Below are 19,144 nucleotides of genomic sequence, written 5' to 3'. Positions count from 1 at the left end.
GTGATTTGTTATTGGTCAGTTTTTGTCAGCTATGCTCTGATATCCCGGTTAATAATAAAATAAGAAGGCTTATAACCATGATTGCAAGGAAAACGTTACTCGCGCTGGCGCTCAGCGCCGTCTTACCATCAGGCGCGGCGTTCGCGGCCAATACTGACACTCTCATTTACTGCTCAGAAGCGTCGCCAGAGTCATTTAACCCGCAAATCGCCAGTTCCGGTCCATCGTTTGTGGCCAGCTCACAGGTGCTCTACAACCGACTCATCAACTTTGATCCGGTAAAAAATACCCCAGTTCCGTCTCTGGCAACGGACTGGACGATTTCGCCGGACGGTAAGACCTACACTTTTACCCTGCGTCAGGGCGTGAAATTCAACAGTAATAAATTCTTCAAACCAACCCGTGACTTCAACGCTGATGACGTGGTTTTCTCGGTATTACGACAGAAAGATGCCGATCATCCGTACCACAAAATTTCTCAGGGAAGCTACGAATACTTCAATGATGTCGGTCTGGATAAACTGATTAAAGAAGTGAAGAAGGTCGATGATTATCACGTTCAGTTTATCCTTAATGAACCTAACGCCGCGTTTCTTGCCGACTGGGGAATGGATTTTGCCTCCATCCTCTCTGCGGAATATGCCGACGTGATGCTGAAAAAAGGCACTCCGGAAAACGTCGATAACTGACCAATTGGCACCGGGCCATACGTGTTGCAGCAGTACAAGCAGGATTCGCAAATCCGCTATCTCGCCAACCCAAACTACTGGGACGGCGCCGTCCCCACGAAGCACCTGATCTTCTCAATCACGCCAAACGTTCAGACCCGATTGGCGAAACTGCAAACCAATGAATGTCAGATAATTCCGGCGCCTGCGCCCGTACAGTTTGACGAGATTAAGAAGAATAAAGATTTGACGCTGCATTCGGTTGAAGCGCTGAACGTCGGGTATCTGGCGTTTAATACCGAGAAAAAACCGTTTGATAACGTGCTGGTGCGTCAGGCGCTTAACTACGCGACAGACAAAAAGGCCATTATTAACGCCGTCTTTTTAGGTTCCGGTACGGTGGCAAAATCGCCAATTCCGCCGAATATGTTGGGGTTCAATAAAGATCTGCAGGATTACGCTTATGACCCGCAAAAAGCGAAAGATCTGCTGAAACAGGCGGGACTGGAAAACGGCTTTGAAGCGACGCTGTGGTCAATGCCGGTTCAGCGCCCATACAACCCGAACTCCCGACGGATTGCCGAGATGATCCAAAGCGACTGGGCGAAGGTTGGCGTGAAGGCGAAAATTGTGTCGTACGAGTGGGGCGAATATCTCTCCGGAATGCGTAAAGGTGAGCATGACACCGCGTTGTTCGGTTGGATGTCAGACAACGGCGATCCGGATAACTTCGCCGATGTACTGCTGGGTTGTGACAGCATTAAAACCGGATCTAACGCCGCGCGCTGGTGCGATAAAGAGTATAATTCGCTGGTTCAAAAGGCGAAACTGGTGAGTAAACCGGAAGAACGCGCCGCGCTTTACCAGCAGTCGCAAGAGATTTTCTACCAGCAGGCTCCGTGGATCGCGTTGGCAAACGGGAAAACGTTTTACGCGACGCGCAGCAACGTCAGCGGATACAGCGTTAGCCTGATGGGCAGCGATTTTTCAAAAGCAAAATTAAATTAATGAGTTAAGGAGAGGTTATGTCGCATCTGGATGAGGTCAGCGCACGTGTTGATGCCGCCATTGAAGAGAGCGTCATTACGCATATGAATGAATTGCTGATTGAACTCAGCGATGATGTCGTGCTGAGCCGGGAAGAACGTTACACCCAGCAACAGCGTTTGCGTACGGCTATCGCACATCATGGCCGTCAGCATAAAGAGGATATGGAAACCCGTCGCGAACAGTTGACCAAAGGCGGCACAATCCTTTAATTCGTTGTTGTCAGATGGCGAAGTAACACCTTATCCGGCCTGCATGTTCAGGCCGGATAAGCGCAATTAAAACGAACGTCTTGCCACCAGCCAGGCCCCAACGACCAGCAGCACCGCGCCGCAGACCGGCCCCACCAACGCCCGCAGCGGCACGCCATGACTGCGCAGAATATCCAGCACCAGTCCGCCGATTAACTGGCTGGCCACCAGCACCGCGATAGTGGTTGCTGCGCCCACATTTTGGTATCCACTGATGCTGGCAAAAACAAAGAACGATCCCAGCAAGCCAGGGATTAGCGTCCACCAGCGCACGCTGGAAACCAGTTCCCCAAACCCCGCCATACCTTGCTTAAACCACAGTATGCTGACAAACAGCACGATCCCGACCAGCGAGTTAAGTAACATGGCGATGAGGATCGTCGAGGACGTCTGCGTGATGCGTACCATCAAGGTATTTTGCACCACCAGACCAATACCTGCGGCAATCAGAAAGGAGAGGGTTAGCGTCTGGTTCATCTGCTGGCATCCGGTTCGCGGCGATCGTCTAACTGCAACTGCATAAAAGTCAGATCCAGCCAGCGCCCAAATTTCGTGCCAACCTGTGGCATTTGCGCGGTGGTTTTAAAACCCAGCGTGCTGTGCAGATGCAGCGACGCCTGATTCTGAGACTCAATGCCCGCAACCATCACATGCTTGCCGCACGCGCGGGCTTCTTCTATTAACCTGCTGAGCAGCGCTCGTCCCAGGCCTTTACCCTGATGAGCAGGATGGACATATACCGAATGTTCAACGGTATGACGGAATCCATCAAAGTTACGCCAGTCGCCAAAGGAGGCGTACCCTGTAATTACGCCATTCTCTTCACTCACCAGCACCGGATAGCCCATCAACTGGCGGGCTTGATACCATGAGATACGGTTTTCGGCATCGACCGTTTGATCGTTCCAGATAGCCGCCGTATGCAGTACCGCGTGGTTGTAGATTTCTGCAATGGCGGCACAGTCTTCTTTGCTGGCAAATCGAATGGACATGTTGAACCTCAGGGATTGTTCACTATAGTATTACAATATGAATACTATTGAAGACAGCATAAATCAACGGATCGGTGCAAGAATTCGCATTGAGCGGGAGTCTCGCGGCTGGTCTCTGACGGAACTCGCTGAACGCGCAGGCGTGTCGCGGGCGATGATCCATAAAATAGAGCGCGGTGAGAGCAGCCCAACGGCCACGCTGCTGGGCAGGCTCTCCGGTGCCTTTGGTATCAGCATGTCTATGCTGATGGCGCGGGCCGAAATGCAGGAGGGCAAGCTGCTGCGCTTCGCTGATCAGCCTGTCTGGCACGACCCGCAAAGCCACTATCTGCGCCGCCACGTTTCACCGCGCAGCGATCTACCTATTGATCTGGTGCAGATAGAATTGCCCGCCGGAAGCGATATCCCGATGCCAGCCTCTTCCTACGTGCAGGCAAGACAACTTATCTGGCTACAGCAGGGGGAATTGGTCTTTGTGGAAGGGGACGTGCGTCATGAAATGCGGGCTGGCGATTGCCTGGAGCTTGGTCCGCCGAATGATTGTCGGTTTATCAATGAAACCGCACACCCCTGCGTTTACCTGGTTGTGCGGTTAAATCATGTCGTCAGCTAACTGGCGGACACAGGCTGCTACTATTGATGGAATCATGCCAAAAGCAGAGGAGCACATCATGGGTCAACAGACTAATCGCAATCGCCGCTGGGTACTGGCTTCCCGCCCGCATGGCGCGCCGGTCCCTGAAAACTTCCGTCTTGAAGACGATGAGGTGGCAACGCCGGGTGAAGGCCAGGTTTTGCTGCGCACCATTTTTCTTTCCCTCGATCCCTACATGCGTGGACGCATGAGCGATGAGCCGTCTTACTCTCCGCCGGTAGAGATTGGCGGCGTGATGGTTGGCGGGACCGTGAGTCGCGTGGTGTCCTCCAACCATCCTGATTACCAGCCAGGCGAGTGGGTGCTGAGCTACAGCGGCTGGCAGGACTATGACATCTCCGACGGTAACGGGCTGGTGAAGCTTGGCGATAATCCTGAACATCCCTCCTGGGCGCTGGGAGTGATGGGGATGCCAGGATTTACTGCTTATATGGGGCTGCTGGATATCGGTCAGCCAAAAGCAGGGGAAACGCTGGTTGTGGCCGCCGCCACCGGCCCGGTTGGCGCAACGGTAGGGCAGATTGGTAAGCTCAAAGGCTGCCGGGTGATCGGGGTTGCAGGCGGGGCAGAGAAATGCCGACATGCCACCGAGGTCTTGGGCTTTGATCTCTGCCTCGATCACCATGCACAAGATTTTGCGCAACAGCTGGCAAAAGCCTGTCCGCAGGGGATCGATATTTACTACGAAAACGTTGGCGGTAAGGTATTTGACGCCGTTCTGCCATTGCTCAATACCTCTGCGCGCATTCCGCTGTGCGGACTGGTCAGCGGTTACAACGCCACATCGCTTCCAGGCGGACCCGATAGATTACCTTTGCTGATGGCAACGCTGCTGAAAAAGCGAATTCGGATGCAGGGCTTTATCATTGGTCAGGATTATGGTCACCGCATTCAGGAGTTTCAGCGGGAGATGGGGCGCTGGGTTAAAGAGGGCAAAATCCATTACCGCGAGCAAATCACCGACGGTCTGGAAAATGCGCCGCAGACCTTTATCGGTCTGCTGACCGGCAAAAACTTCGGTAAAGTGGTGATTCGTCTTGCAGACGATGCGTAAAACGGATGGCGGGAGTCATTCCCGCCAGTGCTATTCAAAACGCCAGGCCAGATTAATCCCTACGCCATAGTTTCGTCCTGGCGCCGGTTCGTAATATCGACCATTTGCCTCATTCACTATCACCGAACCGACGTAGGACTTATCAAACAGATTATCCACCCGACCGAACAGGTCGATCATCAGACTGCGGTAATAAAATTTATAGCCGGTATTTAAACCCACTACGGTATAGGACGGGGCTTGCGCCGTATTTACATCATTGGCCATAATGTTGCTCATATAACGAACATCAGTTCCCGCATACCAACCTTCATCAGGCACGTAGCCCAGCGAAGCAAATCCCATGTTTTGCGCAATGCCAGGCAGGCGGTTGCCGTTGCAGTTTTGATCGCCACAGACGTTGCTGCGGTAGGTCGCATCCAGCCAGGTCCATGCAGCTTTTACGCGCCAGCTTGCGGCAAAGCGTTGGTCCCAGGATAACTCACCTCCCTGACGGCGGGTTTTTCCAGCGTTTTTGTAGGTTGTCCGCCCGCCGCTACTGCTGTCAACCACGATCTCGTCATCGGTATCGGTCTGGAATAGCGCTGCGGTAAACAGCCCATCGCCGATACGCGTTTTACTGCCGATTTCCACGGTATCGTTTGTGGAAGGCTGTAGGTCAAAATTCATCCCACTTTGGCCGTCGGAGCGGTAAGACAACTCGTTGATGGTGGGCGTTTCGAACCCGCGTCCCGCGGCCAGGTAGACGTTCCAGGCATCGGTGATGGCGTATTTTAACGATCCGGCAGGTAACCACTGGTGATAGCTGGCGTCACCGCTGTCATCTGCGTTACCAGGCGTAATATAGCGATCGTTAGAATCAAACCACACCGAACTGTAGCGAACCCCGGCATCCAGCGAGAGTTTCTGCGTTAATTGCCACTGGGTTTGCAGATAGGGATCGACATTCCACATCAGGTTACGTTCGTTACGTCGTAAGTCGCCTTTCTGACCATATTCTGGCACGCCATCATCAAGGCGAAAGTTGTTGTAGCCTTTACGGTTTTCGCTCATGTTTTCGTAATTCAGACCGGTGGTGAAGGTCACGGGTACGCCCAGCTCGCCACGGTGAGTCCAGCGGTTGTCTATCCCCTGATAATGACGTTGCAGGGTAATAACGCCTCCGGCATGAGAGGGTTTTAACTGCGGGGCCATCGGGATCGACTGATACTGAGTGGTTTCACGCTCGCCTGCATAAGTCATGATGCTGATATCATCCTTCGCGCTAAGCTGGCGTTCATAGCGCAACCCCGCCTGGGTCTGCTTGATGGTTTTTCGCGTGTTGTATTGCTCAGCGCGGGGAGATTGCTGCGGATTGGCCTGCCACTCTGACTCGGTAAGACCACCAGGATCGTCAGCTTTACTCTCTACGCTATTGAAAATCAGGGTTAGTTTGCTCGTATCGTCCATGCGCACGCCCAGTTTGGCATTGGCCAGATTTTTTTGTGCGCTGCTGCGATCGCGATAACCATGGGTAGTAAACCGGGTTGTTGAAACGGTGTAATCCACATCCCCTTGCTGTGTGCCATCGCCCAATGCGCCCGTTGCTTTTAACCCGTAGCGCCAACTGCCAAAACTGCCGTAATAACTGCTGGCTTCAATGGTTGGCGGCTCATGTCCCGTTTCAGTGCTGACATTTATCACTCCACCAGACGCATTGCCATACAGAGCAGAGAAGGGGCCGCGTAAAACCTCAATATTTTGTACGCTGCTGATATCAATATTGGATGTTTGACCCTGCCCATCCGGCATGGTTGCCGGGATCCCGTCGACATACAAACGAATGCCGCGGATGCCATAAGTGGTTCGCGAACCAAATCCGCGAATCGACAACTGGAGATCCTGGGCGTAGTTCTGCCGATTTTGCACCTGTAGCCCAGGGACGCTGGTCAGGGATTCAGACAGGTTAATTCGCGGCGTTGCCAGACGCATATCTTCTCCGTCAACGACGCTGACGGCGGCAGGGGTGTCCAGTTCAGAAATGGACTGTGGTGTCGCGCTAACGATCAGCGTTTGATCGTTTATCTCACTTTCTGCCACGGCATAAGGCGAGAGGAAGACAGGCAGTAAATAAACAGGAAGTGCAGTGTAGCGGGCTGAAAAAATCGTCATGAACAAGGCCAGTTAATGATGCTTACGCCGTAACACCAGCGATAAGCGCGTGAATTTTTTTATAAAAGATGAATTTTAGCGCTGCTGAATTGCGCTAATTTTTCGGGCAATGACAACGATTGTAGTCAATATGTGAAGAAGTGCTCCACTTTGAGATAAATAATGATTACTATTCTCATTCTTAAAAAGGGCAAAACCATGATTTTGCTCATTGAAGCTATGTGAAGCAGTAACAAACGAATTTATCAAAGGGAGTCGTCATGTCTTTACGTCATCTGTTTTCGCCGCGTCTGCGTGGTTCTTTACTGTTAGGTTCACTGCTCGTTGCATCATCTTTTACTACGCAGGCTGCAGAAGAACTGCTGCGCAAAGCCGTGGGCAAAGGCGCCTATGAAATGGCATACAGTCAGCAAGAGAACGCGCTGTGGCTGGCGACTTCGCAGAGCCGCAAACTGGATACCGGCGGGGTGGTTTACCGTCTTGACCCGGTCACCCTCGAAGTGACTCAGGTTATTCATAACGATCTCAAACCGTTTGGCGCCACCATCAACAACGCCACGCAAACGCTGTGGTTCGGCAACACGGTAAACAGCGCGGTGACGGCAATGGATGCCAAAACGGGCGCGGTGAAAGGACGTCTGGTGCTGGATGCGCGTAAGCGTTCTGAAGACGTTCGCCCACTTCAGCCGCGTGAGCTGGTCGCCGATGACGTCACCAACACGGTATACATTAGCGGTATTGGTAAAGATAGCGTGATTTGGGTGGTGGACGGTGATGCCATTACATTGAAGGACACCATTCAAAATACCGGCAAAATGAGCACCGCTCTGGCTGTCGACAGCAAGGCTAAACGCCTGTACACCGCCAATGCGGACGGTGAATTCATCACCATCGATACCACCACCAACAAAATTCTCAGCCGTAAAAAGCTGCTGGATGATGGAAAAGAGCATTTCTTCATCAACCTGAGCCTGGACACGGCGGGCAACCGCGCCTTTGTCACCGACTCTAAAGCGGCGGAAGTGCTGGTAATCGACACCCGTAATGGCAACGTCCTGGCAAAAGTCGCCGCGCCGGAATCCCTGGCCGTGTTGTTTAACCCGGCGCGTAACGAGGCCTACGTGACCCATCGTCAGGCCGGCAAAGTGAGCGTGATCGACGCGAAAAGCTATAAAGTCGTTAAAACGTTCGAGACCCCAACATTCCCGAATAGCCTGGCGCTCTCCGCCGACGGTAAAACCCTGTACGTGAGCGTGAAACAGAAGTCCACCCGCGAGCAGGAAGCCACCCAGCCGGACGATGTTATTCGTATTGCGCTGTAATTAACCGGAGGGGGAAACCCCTCCTGTCACTTCTCTAAATCCCCCGATACGCCTCGTTACACCCCGCCAGTAGCCTGACCTACTTCAGGGACTTACACTACGCCCTCAACGGCTAACTGAATAACACGGGAATACCATGAAAAAGCCATTTATCTGTCTTTGTGCAGGCGTAATGCTGTTTACATTGGCAGGATGCACCACCGATTACGTTATGACGACCAAAAGCGGACAAACCATCACCACCCAGGGTAAGCCAAAACTGGATAAAGACACGGGAATGACCAGCTATACCGATCAGGATGGGAATGCGCGGGAAATTAACAGCAACGACGTAGCGCAGTTGATTGAAGCGAACTAAAAAAGAAGGCCTGAAGGATTAACCTGTCAGGCCTTCTGCCGTTATGGCGCGGTGCGGTGGATCTCTGCAACGCGTTTACGCACGCCGAACCAGCCCGCGACCAGCAGGATGGCAATCAGCGGTAATGACGCGATGGTATAGGTGCCGTTTGGATAGTCAAACGCCATCAATACCAGTACGCTCACCAGGAACAGCAGCGTTAACCACGAGGTAAACGGTGCGCCCGGCAGTTTAAAGCTGACGTCTGCCGTTTTACCTTCTTTTATGGCCCGGCGCAGACGCATCTGACAGACCATGATAAATCCCCACGACGCAATAATGCCCAGTGACGCGAAGTTCAACACGATCTCAAACACCTGTGACGGCACCAGATAGTTCAGGAATACCCCGACGACATACACGACCAGCGTGGCGAGGATCCCGGCCCAGGGCACCTGTTGACGGCTCATTTTAGCCATGAATTTCGGTGCCGAACCGCCCATCGACATGGAGCGTAAAATACGCCCGGTGCAGTACAACCCTGAGTTAAGGCTGGAAAGCGCCGCGGTGAGCACCACAATATTCATGATACTGCCAATGTACGGCACGCCCAGTTTGGAAAAGAAGGTCACAAACGGGCTTTGCCCCGCCTGATAGGCGTTCCAGTGCAGTAGCAGAACCAGCAGCACGACAGAACCCACATAAAACAGACCAATACGCCAGATAACGCTATTGATTGCTTTCGGCACCATCGTTTGCGGATCTTTGCACTCACCGGCGGCGGTACCCACCAGTTCAATAGAGGCAAAGGCGAAAACCACACCCTGTACCAGTACCAGCGCAGGCAGCAGGCCATGCGGGAAGAAGCCGCCGTTGTCGGTAATCAGGTGAAAACCCGTGGCGTTACCATCCAGCGGCTTTCCGGTACCTAAAAAAACGGTACCTACCACCAGGAAAATCACAATTGCCAGTACCTTAACGAGCGCAAACCAAAACTCCATCTCCGCGAACCACTTCACGCCGATCATGTTCATGGTGCCGACAATAGCCAGCGCGCCGAGGGCGAACACCCACTGCGGCACGTCGCCAAACGCGCCCCAGTAGTGCATATACAACGCCACCGCGGTGATATCGACAATGCCGGTCATCGCCCAGTTGATGAAGTACATCCAGCCAGCCACATAGGCGGCTTTCTCACCTAAAAATTCACGGGCGTAGGAAACGAAGCTACCGCTGGAAGGGCGATGTAAAACCAGTTCGCCGAGCGCGCGCAGTATAAAGAACGAAAAAATACCGCATACCAGATAGACCAGCGCCAAAGCCGGGCCGGCCATCTGCAGGCGTGCGCCTGCCCCTAAAAACAACCCGGTACCAATTGCGCCGCCAATGGCGATCATTTGTACCTGTCGATTGCCCATCGCTTTGTGATACCCCTCTTCGTGAGCATTCAACCAGCGTCGTTTCGCCGCATGTTGTTCCGCGGCTTGCGTGTTGTTTGTGTTCATTACGATTCCTGTTGACCTGACAAAAATACAACATCCTTTTTGCCGCACCTGCTGCGGCGAAAACAGCCTTACCCTTCATTGTGTTACGGGGGAAAACTGCCGGCCGAGCATCCTACATTCAATTGATTGGTTCCGCAAAGCCCCGGTAACAAGAATTCAGCATTTTTATGCAGCCGGTACTGGCGCGGTGTGGCCTCGATTCAGCCAGTAAAGGAGAAGGGCATTTATACCTGTAGAGGTTCTACGCCGGAACCGCCGAAACCCAGTTTAAGTCCGGCAACAAGAGTATCCAGATCGATAAGTTCATTGCTGCTCTGGAAGGTGTAATGCCCGTTCAGTAAAATGTGCTGCCAGGCCATCGGTGATATCCGGGTCAGCGCCTCGACGCCTTTGGTATTATCTTCGGCTTCCAGTCTCTCCAGCAAACGTGACAGGAACACGGAGTTGTAATAAATGATCGCATTGGAGATCAATCGCCCACACTGGGTACTGATGTCCGTTTCAGTATCATTTTTCCCTGTTAACTCTTTCTTACCGCCGACTTTGGCGACTGATGCACGTAACTGGTGATAAGATTAAACGCGATTCTGGGAGCGACGGATATTGCGTTACAACTGCGGGTCACGCAGATACTTCAGCGTGTAAATACTGCGAACCAGCCGATCGTATTCAAATATCGCCTGTCTTGTCGGGTTGGCCGTTGTATATGTACATAACTTGCGGATCAGCGTTCCCTGCCTCATTTCCTTCAGCCCCGGCGTGGCGACGATGCGATCAAGATTGCTTTTTTCGCGTGTGATAAGGTCCAGAACAATCTGCCCGCAGGCTGGATCAGGCATTTTTTATATGCTGACGAATCCTTTTATCGGACGCTTTCCCGAGAAAAGTAATGAAAAACTGGATGTAATGAAATTAGCATGGAGCGGTTATGTACAACAACAATGAAGTCATCAGTTACCTACAGGCTAACAGGATCCTTGCATTAAAGCTCGATCATGCAGTTTCTGCCGTCGGTCAGCAGGTTACAAATCAAGTTGAAACCTTGGGAAAGGGCGCTACCCGTCTGCTGTATTACACGTCCTGCTTTACCGATGAATATAATGATGTTTGCCAGCAGCAAAAAACGGAGGATCTGCGCTTCAGGAATGCTGTTATTCGCATTATCCAGCATGGTGACGTTGTCTATGAAATGCTTCGTGTCTACTTTGAAGAAGTATTCAAATACAAAACTAATGCCCAATTAGAGCATATTAAAAAAGCACTTATGGCTGTAAATGTTCATATCGCGGCCAGCACCCTTACCGGTGCGGGGTACGCTTTAGCGGTCGCTACCAGCGTCCGTATCGGATTGCATCTAAGTATGCAACTCAGTGCTCTTACGGGACGTGCAGCGGGTACGACTGCGGGGGTTGTGGCCACGTACGGCTTGGTTCAGAAAGCGGCGGATAGTGCTCGTCGTCTACACGTCCAGTATCCAGCTTATTACTCTGCACTTTACATGCAACAACTGGATATGATGTATTTCCTGATTGAACCGGTATTTGAGCGCGCGGGCGCAATTGAAGCGCAATGGTCATCTGATTCCGGTATAGCACATATCATCACCCGGATGATCAGATAACCATGATTCGATCACTAAAGAAATTTCTACTGTGGCAGCTCAGGTTTTTATCATCGCTGTACGGACCTGTCATTTTTACGATTATTTTCGCATTGCTCCAGGGATATTTTTTCCCTGACAGCCCTGTCTGGCCTACAGGCGTATTCGCCATAGTTATGATTGTTATTTTCACGCGTTACTGTAAATGGTGACAGCGTTAATATCACAGTTACTTAAATCATCACTGATAAGGAAATTATATGTCTACTCCCGCTCATTTATGGCTTGAAGATGAAAATGGATCGCCGATTGTTGGCAGTTGTTTAATGCCCCTGCGTTTGGGTTCCATCGAATTAAAATCATTTTCGCACGGCGTAACCATTCCAGTAGACCCCAATTGGGGCAAACTTACAGGGACGCGCGTTCATAGCCCGATCACGATAGTGAAGGAATTTGATCAGACAACACCGCTCCTGTACCGCGCTGTCTGTGAAGGCCGAACCATGAAGAAGGCGACAATCAAGATGTACCGTATCCTGGAATCGGGCATCGAGGCGGAGTATTTCAATATCATTCTGGAAAACGTCAAGTTCACAACGGTTGCGCCATACCTGTCACCTAACGGTATGAGTAGTACTCACCTTGAAACGCTCGAGTTGCGTTATGAGGCGATTACCTGGAAGTATATGGAGGGTAATATTATCTATCGAGACTCATGGAACGATCGTTGTTGTGCCTGATGACGAGGGGCACCAAAGGAGGAAAGAAAATGGTCGACTTAACTGCTGAACAACAGCAGTTAGCGAAGATAGTTCATGATAATGGTGATGCTCAATTATTGCAGGGCTGTTATGACTATATGGATGCCTTTAAACGGGTGATGGACAGCGCTTCAAAAGTCCAGATGCCTGCAATACCCTGGATATTTCGCTTTGCAAAATGGATCGAAAGGCTGGCTCAGGGCATTGCTGATGGAGTCATTGAGGTACCGAAAGATCACTAAAAGCAACGGACCGGAAATTTCGGCGGTTCCGGCGTAGAGCCCCATGTAGAGGAGTGCGCTTATCGAGACATTCACCCAATAAGCGCCGTAACGTTATGCCGATACGCCAAAGACCTGAACGGCCTGCTGTAAGCGTGATGAACGCTGGGTCAGATCGGCGGTGGCGTCGGTGACGCGCTCCACCATCTCGGCATTATTGTGTGTCATGGTGCCAACGCGTGAAATTGAATCGTTAATCAGATCCAAAGCCTGGGTTTGCTCACGCGTGGCCAGACTAATGTCTTTGATCATCATCGACATCTGCAGTACATCCCCAATCATCCCGGTGAGATGCGTTTCCGTTTGCTCCACCATTTTGACGCCGCTATTAACATTGGCGACGTTCTTCTCAATAAGCTGTTTGATCTCTTTTGCCGCAGACGCCGAGTGTTGGGCCAGATTGCGGACTTCTGCCGCGACAACGGCGAAGCCACGCCCGGATTCCCCGGCTCGCGCGGCTTCAACCGCGGCATTGAGCGCCAGAATATTGGTCTGAAAGGCGATGCTGTCGATCACGCCAATGATGTCAACGATCTGCCCGTTGTCACGCGATATCGCCTGCATCATGGCGATAGTTTGTTTCATGATATCGCCGCCTTCTGCAGCGTTGGCGCTGGTTTTATCGGCCATGGTCATGGTATGTGCCGCCGTCTCAGCGGTTTGCTGTACCGCGCTACCAATTTCTTCAATGGCCGCAGCGGTTTGTTGCAGGTCGGCAGAGGTTTCTTCTGAACGCTGATGCAGCGCCGTACCTTCTTTTGACACCCGCTGACTGATAGCGCGAATACCGGAAATTTGCGTACTGACGTCATCGACCAGAGAATTCAGATTAAGCCCGGACTGATTAACCAGTCGCATTAGCATTCCGATCTCATCCACCCGATTTAAATGACAGTTATCAGGTTTACGTCCGGACACCACTTTCTTCATTTGCGTCAGGAGCGTATTAACTGGCTGACAAATTTGATACTTAAGGTAAATAGCCAACGCCAGAAATAACACCAGCAAGCCACCCGACTGAATAAAGGGATTAAACGGGGCGAAGATAAATAACAAAGCGAGCAGGGCCGTCACCCCTAAAGAATAATTGACGCGCTGGCTGATATTCAGCCATTTAAACATGGAGGTCCATGCCAATAAGCCGCGACGAATGATAATCCCTTTAAAAAGTCGAAAGCTTTTAAACTGCTGACTATTCATTTTTTGGTATAAACTTTCGCTGTGAGTTATTTCATCACGCGAAGGAACGGTACGCACTGAGATGTAACCGGTGAGTTTTTCATTGTGCCAGACCGGCGTAACGTTGGCGCGAACCCAGTAATGGTCACCATTTTGGCGGCGGTTTTTCACCATACCCGTCCAGCTGTCTCCCTGCTGTAGCGTGTACCACATATCAGCGAATGCAGCGGGAGGCATGTCAGGATGGCGAATAATATTATGCGCTTCGCCCATTAATTGATCTTCGTTAAATCCGCTGGCATCGATAAAAGCAGAGTTAGCGTAGGTAATATGACTTTCTTTATCCGTCGTTGAAAGCAGCGTCGCTTTGTCGTTAAGTGCGTGCTCAATTTGTGTAACGGGCATGTTACTTTTCATAGAGGCCCCATAATGATATGTATAATCCATACAAAAATTCCCGCAATAAAATCGGGAGGAATATTAAAAAGCCGTTTTAAACCGTTTTAATAAGAAACGCTGCATTCTCTACTAATCATCATTTCTGTGGAAGTATTTAAATTAAAAAATCTCTGTGGAATATTCATTCAGGGTCATAAAACTGAAACATTTTATACAACCGCATAACGTTTTAAGTCATTTAACCTGACTTAACGTAAATCGCGTTAAAAAACGTTTTCGTAAAAAGAAAACTGGCATGAAATGATTTGGATGTTATTCCCGTGAGACCAACGACCCTATTATATTTTGTAGGCCATACATTCCGCGTGTTTTCAGTTTCGTGTTCCGACCAGTACAAGGCGATCCGAACTTTAACCCTGACAGCGTCAGGGCTGGTTATCTACTTTTTAGCTGAGCAAATGTGAATTAAATGTTTCTGCATGGTTATCTGATAATTTAATAATAATGACATGTTAACAAGCATAGGCCCGTAACATGTCATATCGCCTGAGTATTCTGGATAAAAGCCCCCTCGGGGAAGGTGAAACCGCCGCGATTGCGCTTGCCCGGACGTTACGTCTGGCGCAGCGGGCAGAAGAGTGGGGATACCATCGTTTCTGGATCGCGGAACACCATAATACGCCACAGCTGGCCAGCCCATCACCGGAGCTGGTGATTGCCTGGATCCTCGGGCAAACCCAGCGTATTCGTGTAGGCTCCGGTGGCGTGATGCTGCAACATTACAGCCCGTACAAAGTGGCGGAAAACTTCAATCTTCTGGCCTCGCTGGCACCCGGGCGTGTCGATCTCGGCGTAGGGAAAGCCCCTGGCGGCTTACCACTGTCGACTCAGGCACTACAGCAAGGAGTGCATCAGGATGAAAAAGGCAGTTTTGCCGACCAACTTTCCCAGCTTAACGACTGGCTAACGCTGAGCGGCACGGAAAGCGGGGAAACGGTATTTCCGACGCCAATCCCACCGATACCGCCGGAAGGGTTTGTCCTGGGAGCCAGTGTGCAAAGCGCACAGTTAGCAGCGCAATTTAATTGGCATTTTATCTTCGCGGCACACCTCAACGGTGACCGCGCGTTATTGCGTGACGTTTTGTCCTTCTGGCAGACCCACAGCGCACGTCCAACGATAGTTGCCGTCCAGGTGATTGTGGCTGACAGTAACGATACCGCCGCGCAGCTTGCGGAAAACGTGCAAATCTGGGGCGTGGAGCTGGAGAATGGTCAACGTGTCACGGTAGCCAGTGAAGAGCAGGCGCTGGCATTCGCCGCGCAGGCCGGCAGTCCGCCACGCAAAATCGCGCGTCGTGAGCAGGCGTTGTTACACGGCACGGCTCAGGAGGTGATGGCGAAGCTGAATGCCCTGCATACGCAATTTGGCATTGAGGAGTTCATTATCGACACGCCAGTGGCGGAAGGTCACGCGCGTCTGACATCGCTGCGGTTGTTGGCGCAAGCCCATAACGCCGTGGAGGTGCTCTGATGACTCTGGCCTCAACGCTTATCAACTGGCGTCGTGAATTACACCAGCACCCGGAGCTTTCCCTGCAAGAGTCGGCAACGACGGCGCGCATTCACGCCTGGCTGCACGCAGCGGACGTCGAGATTTTGCCGTTCGACCTGAAAACCGGTCTGGTCGCGGAAATCGGGCAGGGAGAAGATGTCATCGCGCTGCGAGCGGATATCGATGCGCTACCGATAGAAGAAAGCGCCGATGTGCCGTTTCGCTCCCTCACTCCGGGAGTGATGCATGCCTGCGGGCATGACGTCCACACCAGCGTCATGCTGGGCGCCGCGCTGCTGCTTAAACAACAGGAAACACACTTACCGGGTCGAGTACGTATTTTGTTTCAGCCCGCTGAAGAGAGTTTCGGTGGCGCAAAAACGCTGATCCGCGCCGGTGCGCTGCACAACGTTGCGGCTATTTTTGGCATGCACAATGAGCCAGGTTTACCAGTGGGGGAATTTGCCACACGCGGCGGCGCGTTCTATGCCAACGTCGATCGCTTCGTGCTGCGTATTAATGGCAAGGGCGCACATGCGGCGCGTCCGCATGAAGGCAGAGATGCCATCCTGCTCGCCAGCCAACTGGTCACGGTGTTGCAAAGCGTTGCCAGTCGCGACGTTAACACACTGGATTCAGTTGTGCTTAGCGTGACCCGTATTCAGGGAGGAAATACATGGAACGTGTTGCCAGAATCCGTTGAGCTGGAAGGGACGCTCAGAACGCACCGGACTTCGGTGCAGCAGCAGGTTAAAGCACGGGTTAATGACATCGCCGCCGGTTTTGCCCACGCCTTTGGCGCACAAATCGACGTTATCTGGCATGCGGGGCCGACCGCGTTGGTAAACGATGCACGTTGGGCCGATATCGCCACCGCCGTGGCGAAACAATCAGGCTACACCACCCACCATGCCGACCTGCATATGGGCGGCGAGGATTTTGCTGTCTATCTGCAAAATACGCCTGGGGCATTTGTCAGTATTGGCAGCGCCAGTGAATACGGATTACATCACCCGGGCTTTAATCCGGACGAACGTTTAATTGAACCTGCCGCGCATTACTTTGCACAGTTAGCAAAAACGGCATTCGCACATCTTTAAGTTTACCTGTTGGGTAGGGGTTATTATGGCTGAAAATCGGCAACTACGGCTCGGCACTATTCTGCATGGCGCAGCGGGAAATATGTCCGCATGGCGTCATCCGGCGGCACAGGCCGATGCCAGTATTAATTTTGATTTTGTCAAAGAGACGGCGCTTATTGCGGAAAAAGGGAAGCTGGATTTTATTTTTGTCGCCGATGGTCTGTATATTAATGAAAAATCAATCCCACACTTTTTAAATCGCTTTGAGCCGCTGACGGTATTATCTGCTTTGGCCAGCATTACCCAAAATCTGGGATTGGTTGGCACGGTATCCACGTCATACAGCGAGCCGTTTACTACCGCACGGCAGTTCGCCAGCCTTGATCATCTCAGCCAGGGGCGAGCCGGATGGAACGTGGTCACATCACCTCTGGAGGGTTCGGCAAAGAACTATTCCCGTGCCCAGCATCCAGAACATGCCTTGCGTTATCGTATCGCCGATGAATATTTACAGGTAGTGAAAGGACTGTGGGATTCCTGGGAAGACGATGCTTTTACCCGTAATAAGGCAAGCGGAGAGTTTTTTAATCCGCAAAAACTGCACACGCTTAACCATCATGGAGATTATTTTCAGGTCGCAGGGCCGTTAAATATTGGGCGCACGCCACAAGGCCGTCCGATTATATTCCAGGCGGGCGCCTCACAGGATGGTAAGAAATTAGCGGCGCAGCATGCCGATGCTATTTTTACCCATCAGGAGTCGCTGGCGGAGGCCAAAGAGTTCTATCAGGATGTAAAAAGCCAGTTGGCCTACGCCGGGCGACATCCCGAACAACTGCATATATTCCAGGGCGTCAGCGTGATTGTTGGCGACAGCGCAGAGGATGTTGAGCAGCAGTATCAGACTACCGCTGCGCTGGTCTCTATTACCGACGCGCTGAACTACCTGGGCCGCTATTTTGAACATCATGATTTCGCCCAATATCCACTGGACGCACCGTTCCCGGATTTGGGTTCCCTTGGACAAAACAGCTTTCGCAGTACGACTGATGAGATCAAACGCAACGCGCGTGAGCGTGGCTTAACGCTACGCCAGGTTGCTCTGGAAGCGGCCAGTCCACGCCCACGTTTCAGCGGTACGCCGCAACAGGTTGCCGATGGTCTTCAGCAGTGGTTCGACGAAAAAGCCGCAGACGGTTTTATTATCCAGGGGGGAACGCCAGATACCTTCCCGCGTTTTGTCGAACAGGTTGTCCCCGTGCTTCAGGCGCGTGGCCTGTTCCGCCATGAATATCCCGGTACGACCCTGCGCGCAAGCCTGGGACTCGCGACACCTGCAAACCAATTCACACAATAAGAGAAAAACGCTATGCAGAAAAAATCAGTCTTCCTCGCGCTGTCACTGGCTTTCAGCGCTAACGTCTGGGCAAATGATGTGACTATTAACGGTACGGGCGTAAGCCTGGAAGCCAATAAAACGCCAATTAATACGGCAAAAAATCCGCAGGCGATTGCGCAGTTGCCCGCGAACCTGCACCTGGCCGTACCGGGTAAATTCACCGTGGCGATTGCCGGGTTAAGCCAGCCGCCGCTGACCGTCTTTGCCGATGACAATAAGACACTGATCGGCAGCGAGGCGGACATCGCTCGTCTGGTGGCTGACAGTCTGGGGCTGGAACTCAACGTCGTGCCCACGTCATGGGAAGACTGGCCGCTGGGCGTCACGTCCGGCAAATATGATGCCGCGATCAGCAATATTACCGTCACCAAAGCCCGCAAAGAGAAATTCGATTTCGCGACGTATCGTAAGGACTCCCTTGGCTTCTACGTCAAAACCGGCAGTAAGCTGAAGAAAATCGAGCAGGCAGAAGATATCGCCGGTCTGCGCATCATCGTCGGTTCGGGGACAAATCAGGAAGCCATCCTGCTCGCCTGGAACGATGAGAACGTGAAGAAAGGGTTGCAGCCGTTTACGCCGGTGTATACCAAAGATGATGCCGCGCAAACCCTGGCCCTGCAGTCAGGCCGTGCCGATGCTTACTTCGGTCCTAACGTTATCGGCGCGTGGAAAGCTGCACTCAACGGAAAAACGCAACGGGTGGGCAGCGTTGATGGCGGTTGGCCAAAAGCGGCACACATCGCTGTGACGCTGAAAAAGGACAGCGGTCTGGTTCTGCCGGTACAAACCGCCCTCAACGGCGTAATTGGCAACGGCGACTATGACAAGGTGCTGAACCGCTGGGGAGAAGGGGTGGAGCGTATTCCGCAATCTGAAATCAACCCGGCCGGTTTAGGCGACTAAGGAG

At 52.1% G+C, this 19,144-nt stretch carries 17 protein-coding genes and 2 pseudogenes; 13 read left to right on the top strand and 6 right to left on the bottom strand.

Annotation, left to right across the window (positions count from 1 at the left end; genetic code table 11):
* Window positions 1-77: 77 nt before the first annotated feature.
* Window positions 78-1,676, top strand: a pseudogene (locus tag OGV38_RS18630) (ABC transporter substrate-binding protein).
* A gap of 17 nt (window positions 1,677-1,693) precedes the next feature.
* Window positions 1,694-1,927, top strand: coding sequence for a YdcY family protein (locus tag OGV38_RS18625; RefSeq protein ID WP_016153143.1), 234 nt, complete (start codon window positions 1,694-1,696; stop codon window positions 1,925-1,927).
* 66 nt (window positions 1,928-1,993) lie between these two features.
* Here OGV38_RS18625 and OGV38_RS18620 read toward each other — a convergent pair whose 3' ends face one another.
* Both OGV38_RS18620 and OGV38_RS18615 read right to left on the bottom strand, forming a co-directional pair.
* The gene (locus OGV38_RS18620; protein WP_016156572.1) at window positions 1,994-2,443 is read right to left on the bottom strand and encodes a DMT family transporter; all 450 of its coding nucleotides are present in this window, start codon (window positions 2,441-2,443) and stop codon (window positions 1,994-1,996) included.
* On the bottom strand, window positions 2,440-2,958 hold the full coding sequence (locus tag OGV38_RS18615; RefSeq protein WP_016156571.1) for a GNAT family N-acetyltransferase: 519 nt from the start codon (window positions 2,956-2,958) through the stop codon (window positions 2,440-2,442). Before OGV38_RS18615 ends, OGV38_RS18620 begins: the two co-directional genes overlap by 4 nt.
* 37 nt (window positions 2,959-2,995) lie before the next feature.
* Between OGV38_RS18615 and OGV38_RS18610 the strand changes: the two genes are divergently transcribed.
* Together OGV38_RS18610 and curA are read left to right on the top strand one after the other, a co-directional pair.
* Entirely contained in the window at window positions 2,996-3,571 is a 576-nt protein-coding gene (locus tag OGV38_RS18610; protein WP_046275593.1) for a helix-turn-helix domain-containing protein, read from the top strand.
* A 58-nt stretch (window positions 3,572-3,629) separates the two neighbouring features.
* A complete protein-coding gene (gene curA / locus OGV38_RS18605) occupies window positions 3,630-4,667 on the top strand; it encodes an NADPH-dependent curcumin/dihydrocurcumin reductase (RefSeq protein WP_080858791.1) in 1,038 nt (345 codons plus the stop codon).
* A 30-nt stretch (window positions 4,668-4,697) separates the two neighbouring features.
* Here the strand turns inward: curA and pqqU are convergent, their stop codons facing one another.
* Window positions 4,698-6,818, bottom strand: coding sequence for a TonB-dependent receptor PqqU (gene pqqU / locus OGV38_RS18600; RefSeq protein ID WP_269517265.1), 2,121 nt, complete (start codon window positions 6,816-6,818; stop codon window positions 4,698-4,700).
* A gap of 260 nt (window positions 6,819-7,078) precedes the next feature.
* Here pqqU and yncE point away from each other — a divergent pair, with 260 nt between their 5' ends.
* Window positions 7,079-8,140 carry a 7-bladed beta-propeller protein YncE gene (gene yncE, locus OGV38_RS18595; protein ID WP_269517266.1) on the top strand — a complete coding sequence of 354 codons (1,062 nt, stop codon included), beginning with the start codon at window positions 7,079-7,081 and terminating at the stop codon, window positions 8,138-8,140.
* Between the two features lie 136 nt (window positions 8,141-8,276).
* Window positions 8,277-8,498, top strand: coding sequence for a YgdI/YgdR family lipoprotein (locus OGV38_RS18590; RefSeq protein WP_003020157.1), 222 nt, complete (start codon window positions 8,277-8,279; stop codon window positions 8,496-8,498).
* 41 nt (window positions 8,499-8,539) lie between these two features.
* On the opposite strand, the gene ansP is transcribed toward OGV38_RS18590, so the two are convergent.
* On the bottom strand, window positions 8,540-9,982 hold the full coding sequence (gene ansP / locus OGV38_RS18585) for an L-asparagine permease (RefSeq protein WP_286474386.1): 1,443 nt from the start codon (window positions 9,980-9,982) through the stop codon (window positions 8,540-8,542).
* Window positions 9,983-10,206: 224 nt separating this feature from the next.
* Window positions 10,207-10,841, bottom strand: a pseudogene (locus tag OGV38_RS18580) (Tn3 family transposase); the annotation flags it as partial.
* 69 nt (window positions 10,842-10,910) lie between these two features.
* On the opposite strand from OGV38_RS18580, the gene OGV38_RS18575 reads away from it, so the two are divergent.
* The 3 genes from OGV38_RS18575 (at window position 10,911) to OGV38_RS18565 (ending at window position 12,585) form a co-directional block, all read left to right on the top strand.
* The gene (locus tag OGV38_RS18575) at window positions 10,911-11,603 is read left to right on the top strand and encodes a hypothetical protein (protein ID WP_019076815.1); all 693 of its coding nucleotides are present in this window, start codon (window positions 10,911-10,913) and stop codon (window positions 11,601-11,603) included.
* A gap of 239 nt (window positions 11,604-11,842) precedes the next feature.
* A complete protein-coding gene (locus tag OGV38_RS18570; protein WP_016156563.1) occupies window positions 11,843-12,322 on the top strand; it encodes an Hcp family type VI secretion system effector in 480 nt (159 codons plus the stop codon).
* Between the two features lie 29 nt (window positions 12,323-12,351).
* Window positions 12,352-12,585 (top strand): hypothetical protein, encoded by a 234-nt coding sequence (locus tag OGV38_RS18565; protein WP_016156562.1) that lies wholly within the window; start codon window positions 12,352-12,354, stop codon window positions 12,583-12,585.
* Between the two features lie 93 nt (window positions 12,586-12,678).
* Here OGV38_RS18565 and OGV38_RS18560 read toward each other — a convergent pair whose 3' ends face one another.
* The gene (locus OGV38_RS18560; protein ID WP_032931561.1) at window positions 12,679-14,220 is read right to left on the bottom strand and encodes a methyl-accepting chemotaxis protein; all 1,542 of its coding nucleotides are present in this window, start codon (window positions 14,218-14,220) and stop codon (window positions 12,679-12,681) included.
* Between the two features lie 516 nt (window positions 14,221-14,736).
* Between OGV38_RS18560 and OGV38_RS18555 the strand changes: the two genes are divergently transcribed.
* The 4 genes from OGV38_RS18555 to OGV38_RS25155 are packed head-to-tail and all read left to right on the top strand — an operon-like array spanning window position 14,737 to window position 19,140.
* Window positions 14,737-15,735 carry an MsnO8 family LLM class oxidoreductase gene (locus OGV38_RS18555; protein ID WP_269517268.1) on the top strand — a complete coding sequence of 333 codons (999 nt, stop codon included), beginning with the start codon at window positions 14,737-14,739 and terminating at the stop codon, window positions 15,733-15,735.
* Window positions 15,735-16,856, top strand: coding sequence for an amidohydrolase (locus tag OGV38_RS18550; RefSeq protein ID WP_016153134.1), 1,122 nt, complete (start codon window positions 15,735-15,737; stop codon window positions 16,854-16,856). Before OGV38_RS18555 ends, OGV38_RS18550 begins: the two co-directional genes overlap by 1 nt.
* Window positions 16,857-16,881: 25 nt before the next feature.
* Window positions 16,882-18,195 carry an LLM class flavin-dependent oxidoreductase gene (locus OGV38_RS25160; protein WP_016153133.1) on the top strand — a complete coding sequence of 438 codons (1,314 nt, stop codon included), beginning with the start codon at window positions 16,882-16,884 and terminating at the stop codon, window positions 18,193-18,195.
* 12 nt (window positions 18,196-18,207) lie between these two features.
* Complete coding sequence (locus OGV38_RS25155; RefSeq protein ID WP_019076809.1) at window positions 18,208-19,140, top strand: ABC transporter substrate-binding protein; 933 nt, start codon at window positions 18,208-18,210, stop codon at window positions 19,138-19,140.
* The last annotated feature ends 4 nt before the right edge of the window (window positions 19,141-19,144 follow it).

This window comes from Citrobacter sp. Cb080 (genome assembly GCF_030334745.1).
Taxonomy (GTDB): Bacteria; Pseudomonadota; Gammaproteobacteria; order Enterobacterales; family Enterobacteriaceae; genus Citrobacter; species Citrobacter braakii.
This window is presented reverse-complemented; position numbering and strand designations above follow the sequence as displayed.

Coding starts and splice junctions, on each gene's coding strand:
- OGV38_RS18590 (WP_003020157.1), top strand. CDS start 8,277: ATGAAAAAGCCATTTATCTGTCTTTGTGCAGGCGTAATGCTGTTTACA.
- OGV38_RS18570 (WP_016156563.1), top strand. CDS start 11,843: ATGTCTACTCCCGCTCATTTATGGCTTGAAGATGAAAATGGATCGCCG.
- OGV38_RS18550 (WP_016153134.1), top strand. CDS start 15,735: ATGACTCTGGCCTCAACGCTTATCAACTGGCGTCGTGAATTACACCAG.
- OGV38_RS18565 (WP_016156562.1), top strand. CDS start 12,352: ATGGTCGACTTAACTGCTGAACAACAGCAGTTAGCGAAGATAGTTCAT.
- ansP (WP_286474386.1), bottom strand. CDS start 9,982: ATGAACACAAACAACACGCAAGCCGCGGAACAACATGCGGCGAAACGA.
- OGV38_RS25155 (WP_019076809.1), top strand. CDS start 18,208: ATGCAGAAAAAATCAGTCTTCCTCGCGCTGTCACTGGCTTTCAGCGCT.
- OGV38_RS18560 (WP_032931561.1), bottom strand. CDS start 14,220: ATGAAAAGTAACATGCCCGTTACACAAATTGAGCACGCACTTAACGAC.
- curA (WP_080858791.1), top strand. CDS start 3,630: ATGGGTCAACAGACTAATCGCAATCGCCGCTGGGTACTGGCTTCCCGC.
- OGV38_RS18610 (WP_046275593.1), top strand. CDS start 2,996: ATGAATACTATTGAAGACAGCATAAATCAACGGATCGGTGCAAGAATT.
- OGV38_RS18575 (WP_019076815.1), top strand. CDS start 10,911: ATGTACAACAACAATGAAGTCATCAGTTACCTACAGGCTAACAGGATC.
- OGV38_RS18625 (WP_016153143.1), top strand. CDS start 1,694: ATGTCGCATCTGGATGAGGTCAGCGCACGTGTTGATGCCGCCATTGAA.
- OGV38_RS18615 (WP_016156571.1), bottom strand. CDS start 2,958: ATGTCCATTCGATTTGCCAGCAAAGAAGACTGTGCCGCCATTGCAGAA.
- OGV38_RS25160 (WP_016153133.1), top strand. CDS start 16,882: ATGGCTGAAAATCGGCAACTACGGCTCGGCACTATTCTGCATGGCGCA.
- OGV38_RS18620 (WP_016156572.1), bottom strand. CDS start 2,443: ATGAACCAGACGCTAACCCTCTCCTTTCTGATTGCCGCAGGTATTGGT.
- yncE (WP_269517266.1), top strand. CDS start 7,079: ATGTCTTTACGTCATCTGTTTTCGCCGCGTCTGCGTGGTTCTTTACTG.
- pqqU (WP_269517265.1), bottom strand. CDS start 6,818: ATGACGATTTTTTCAGCCCGCTACACTGCACTTCCTGTTTATTTACTG.
- OGV38_RS18555 (WP_269517268.1), top strand. CDS start 14,737: ATGTCATATCGCCTGAGTATTCTGGATAAAAGCCCCCTCGGGGAAGGT.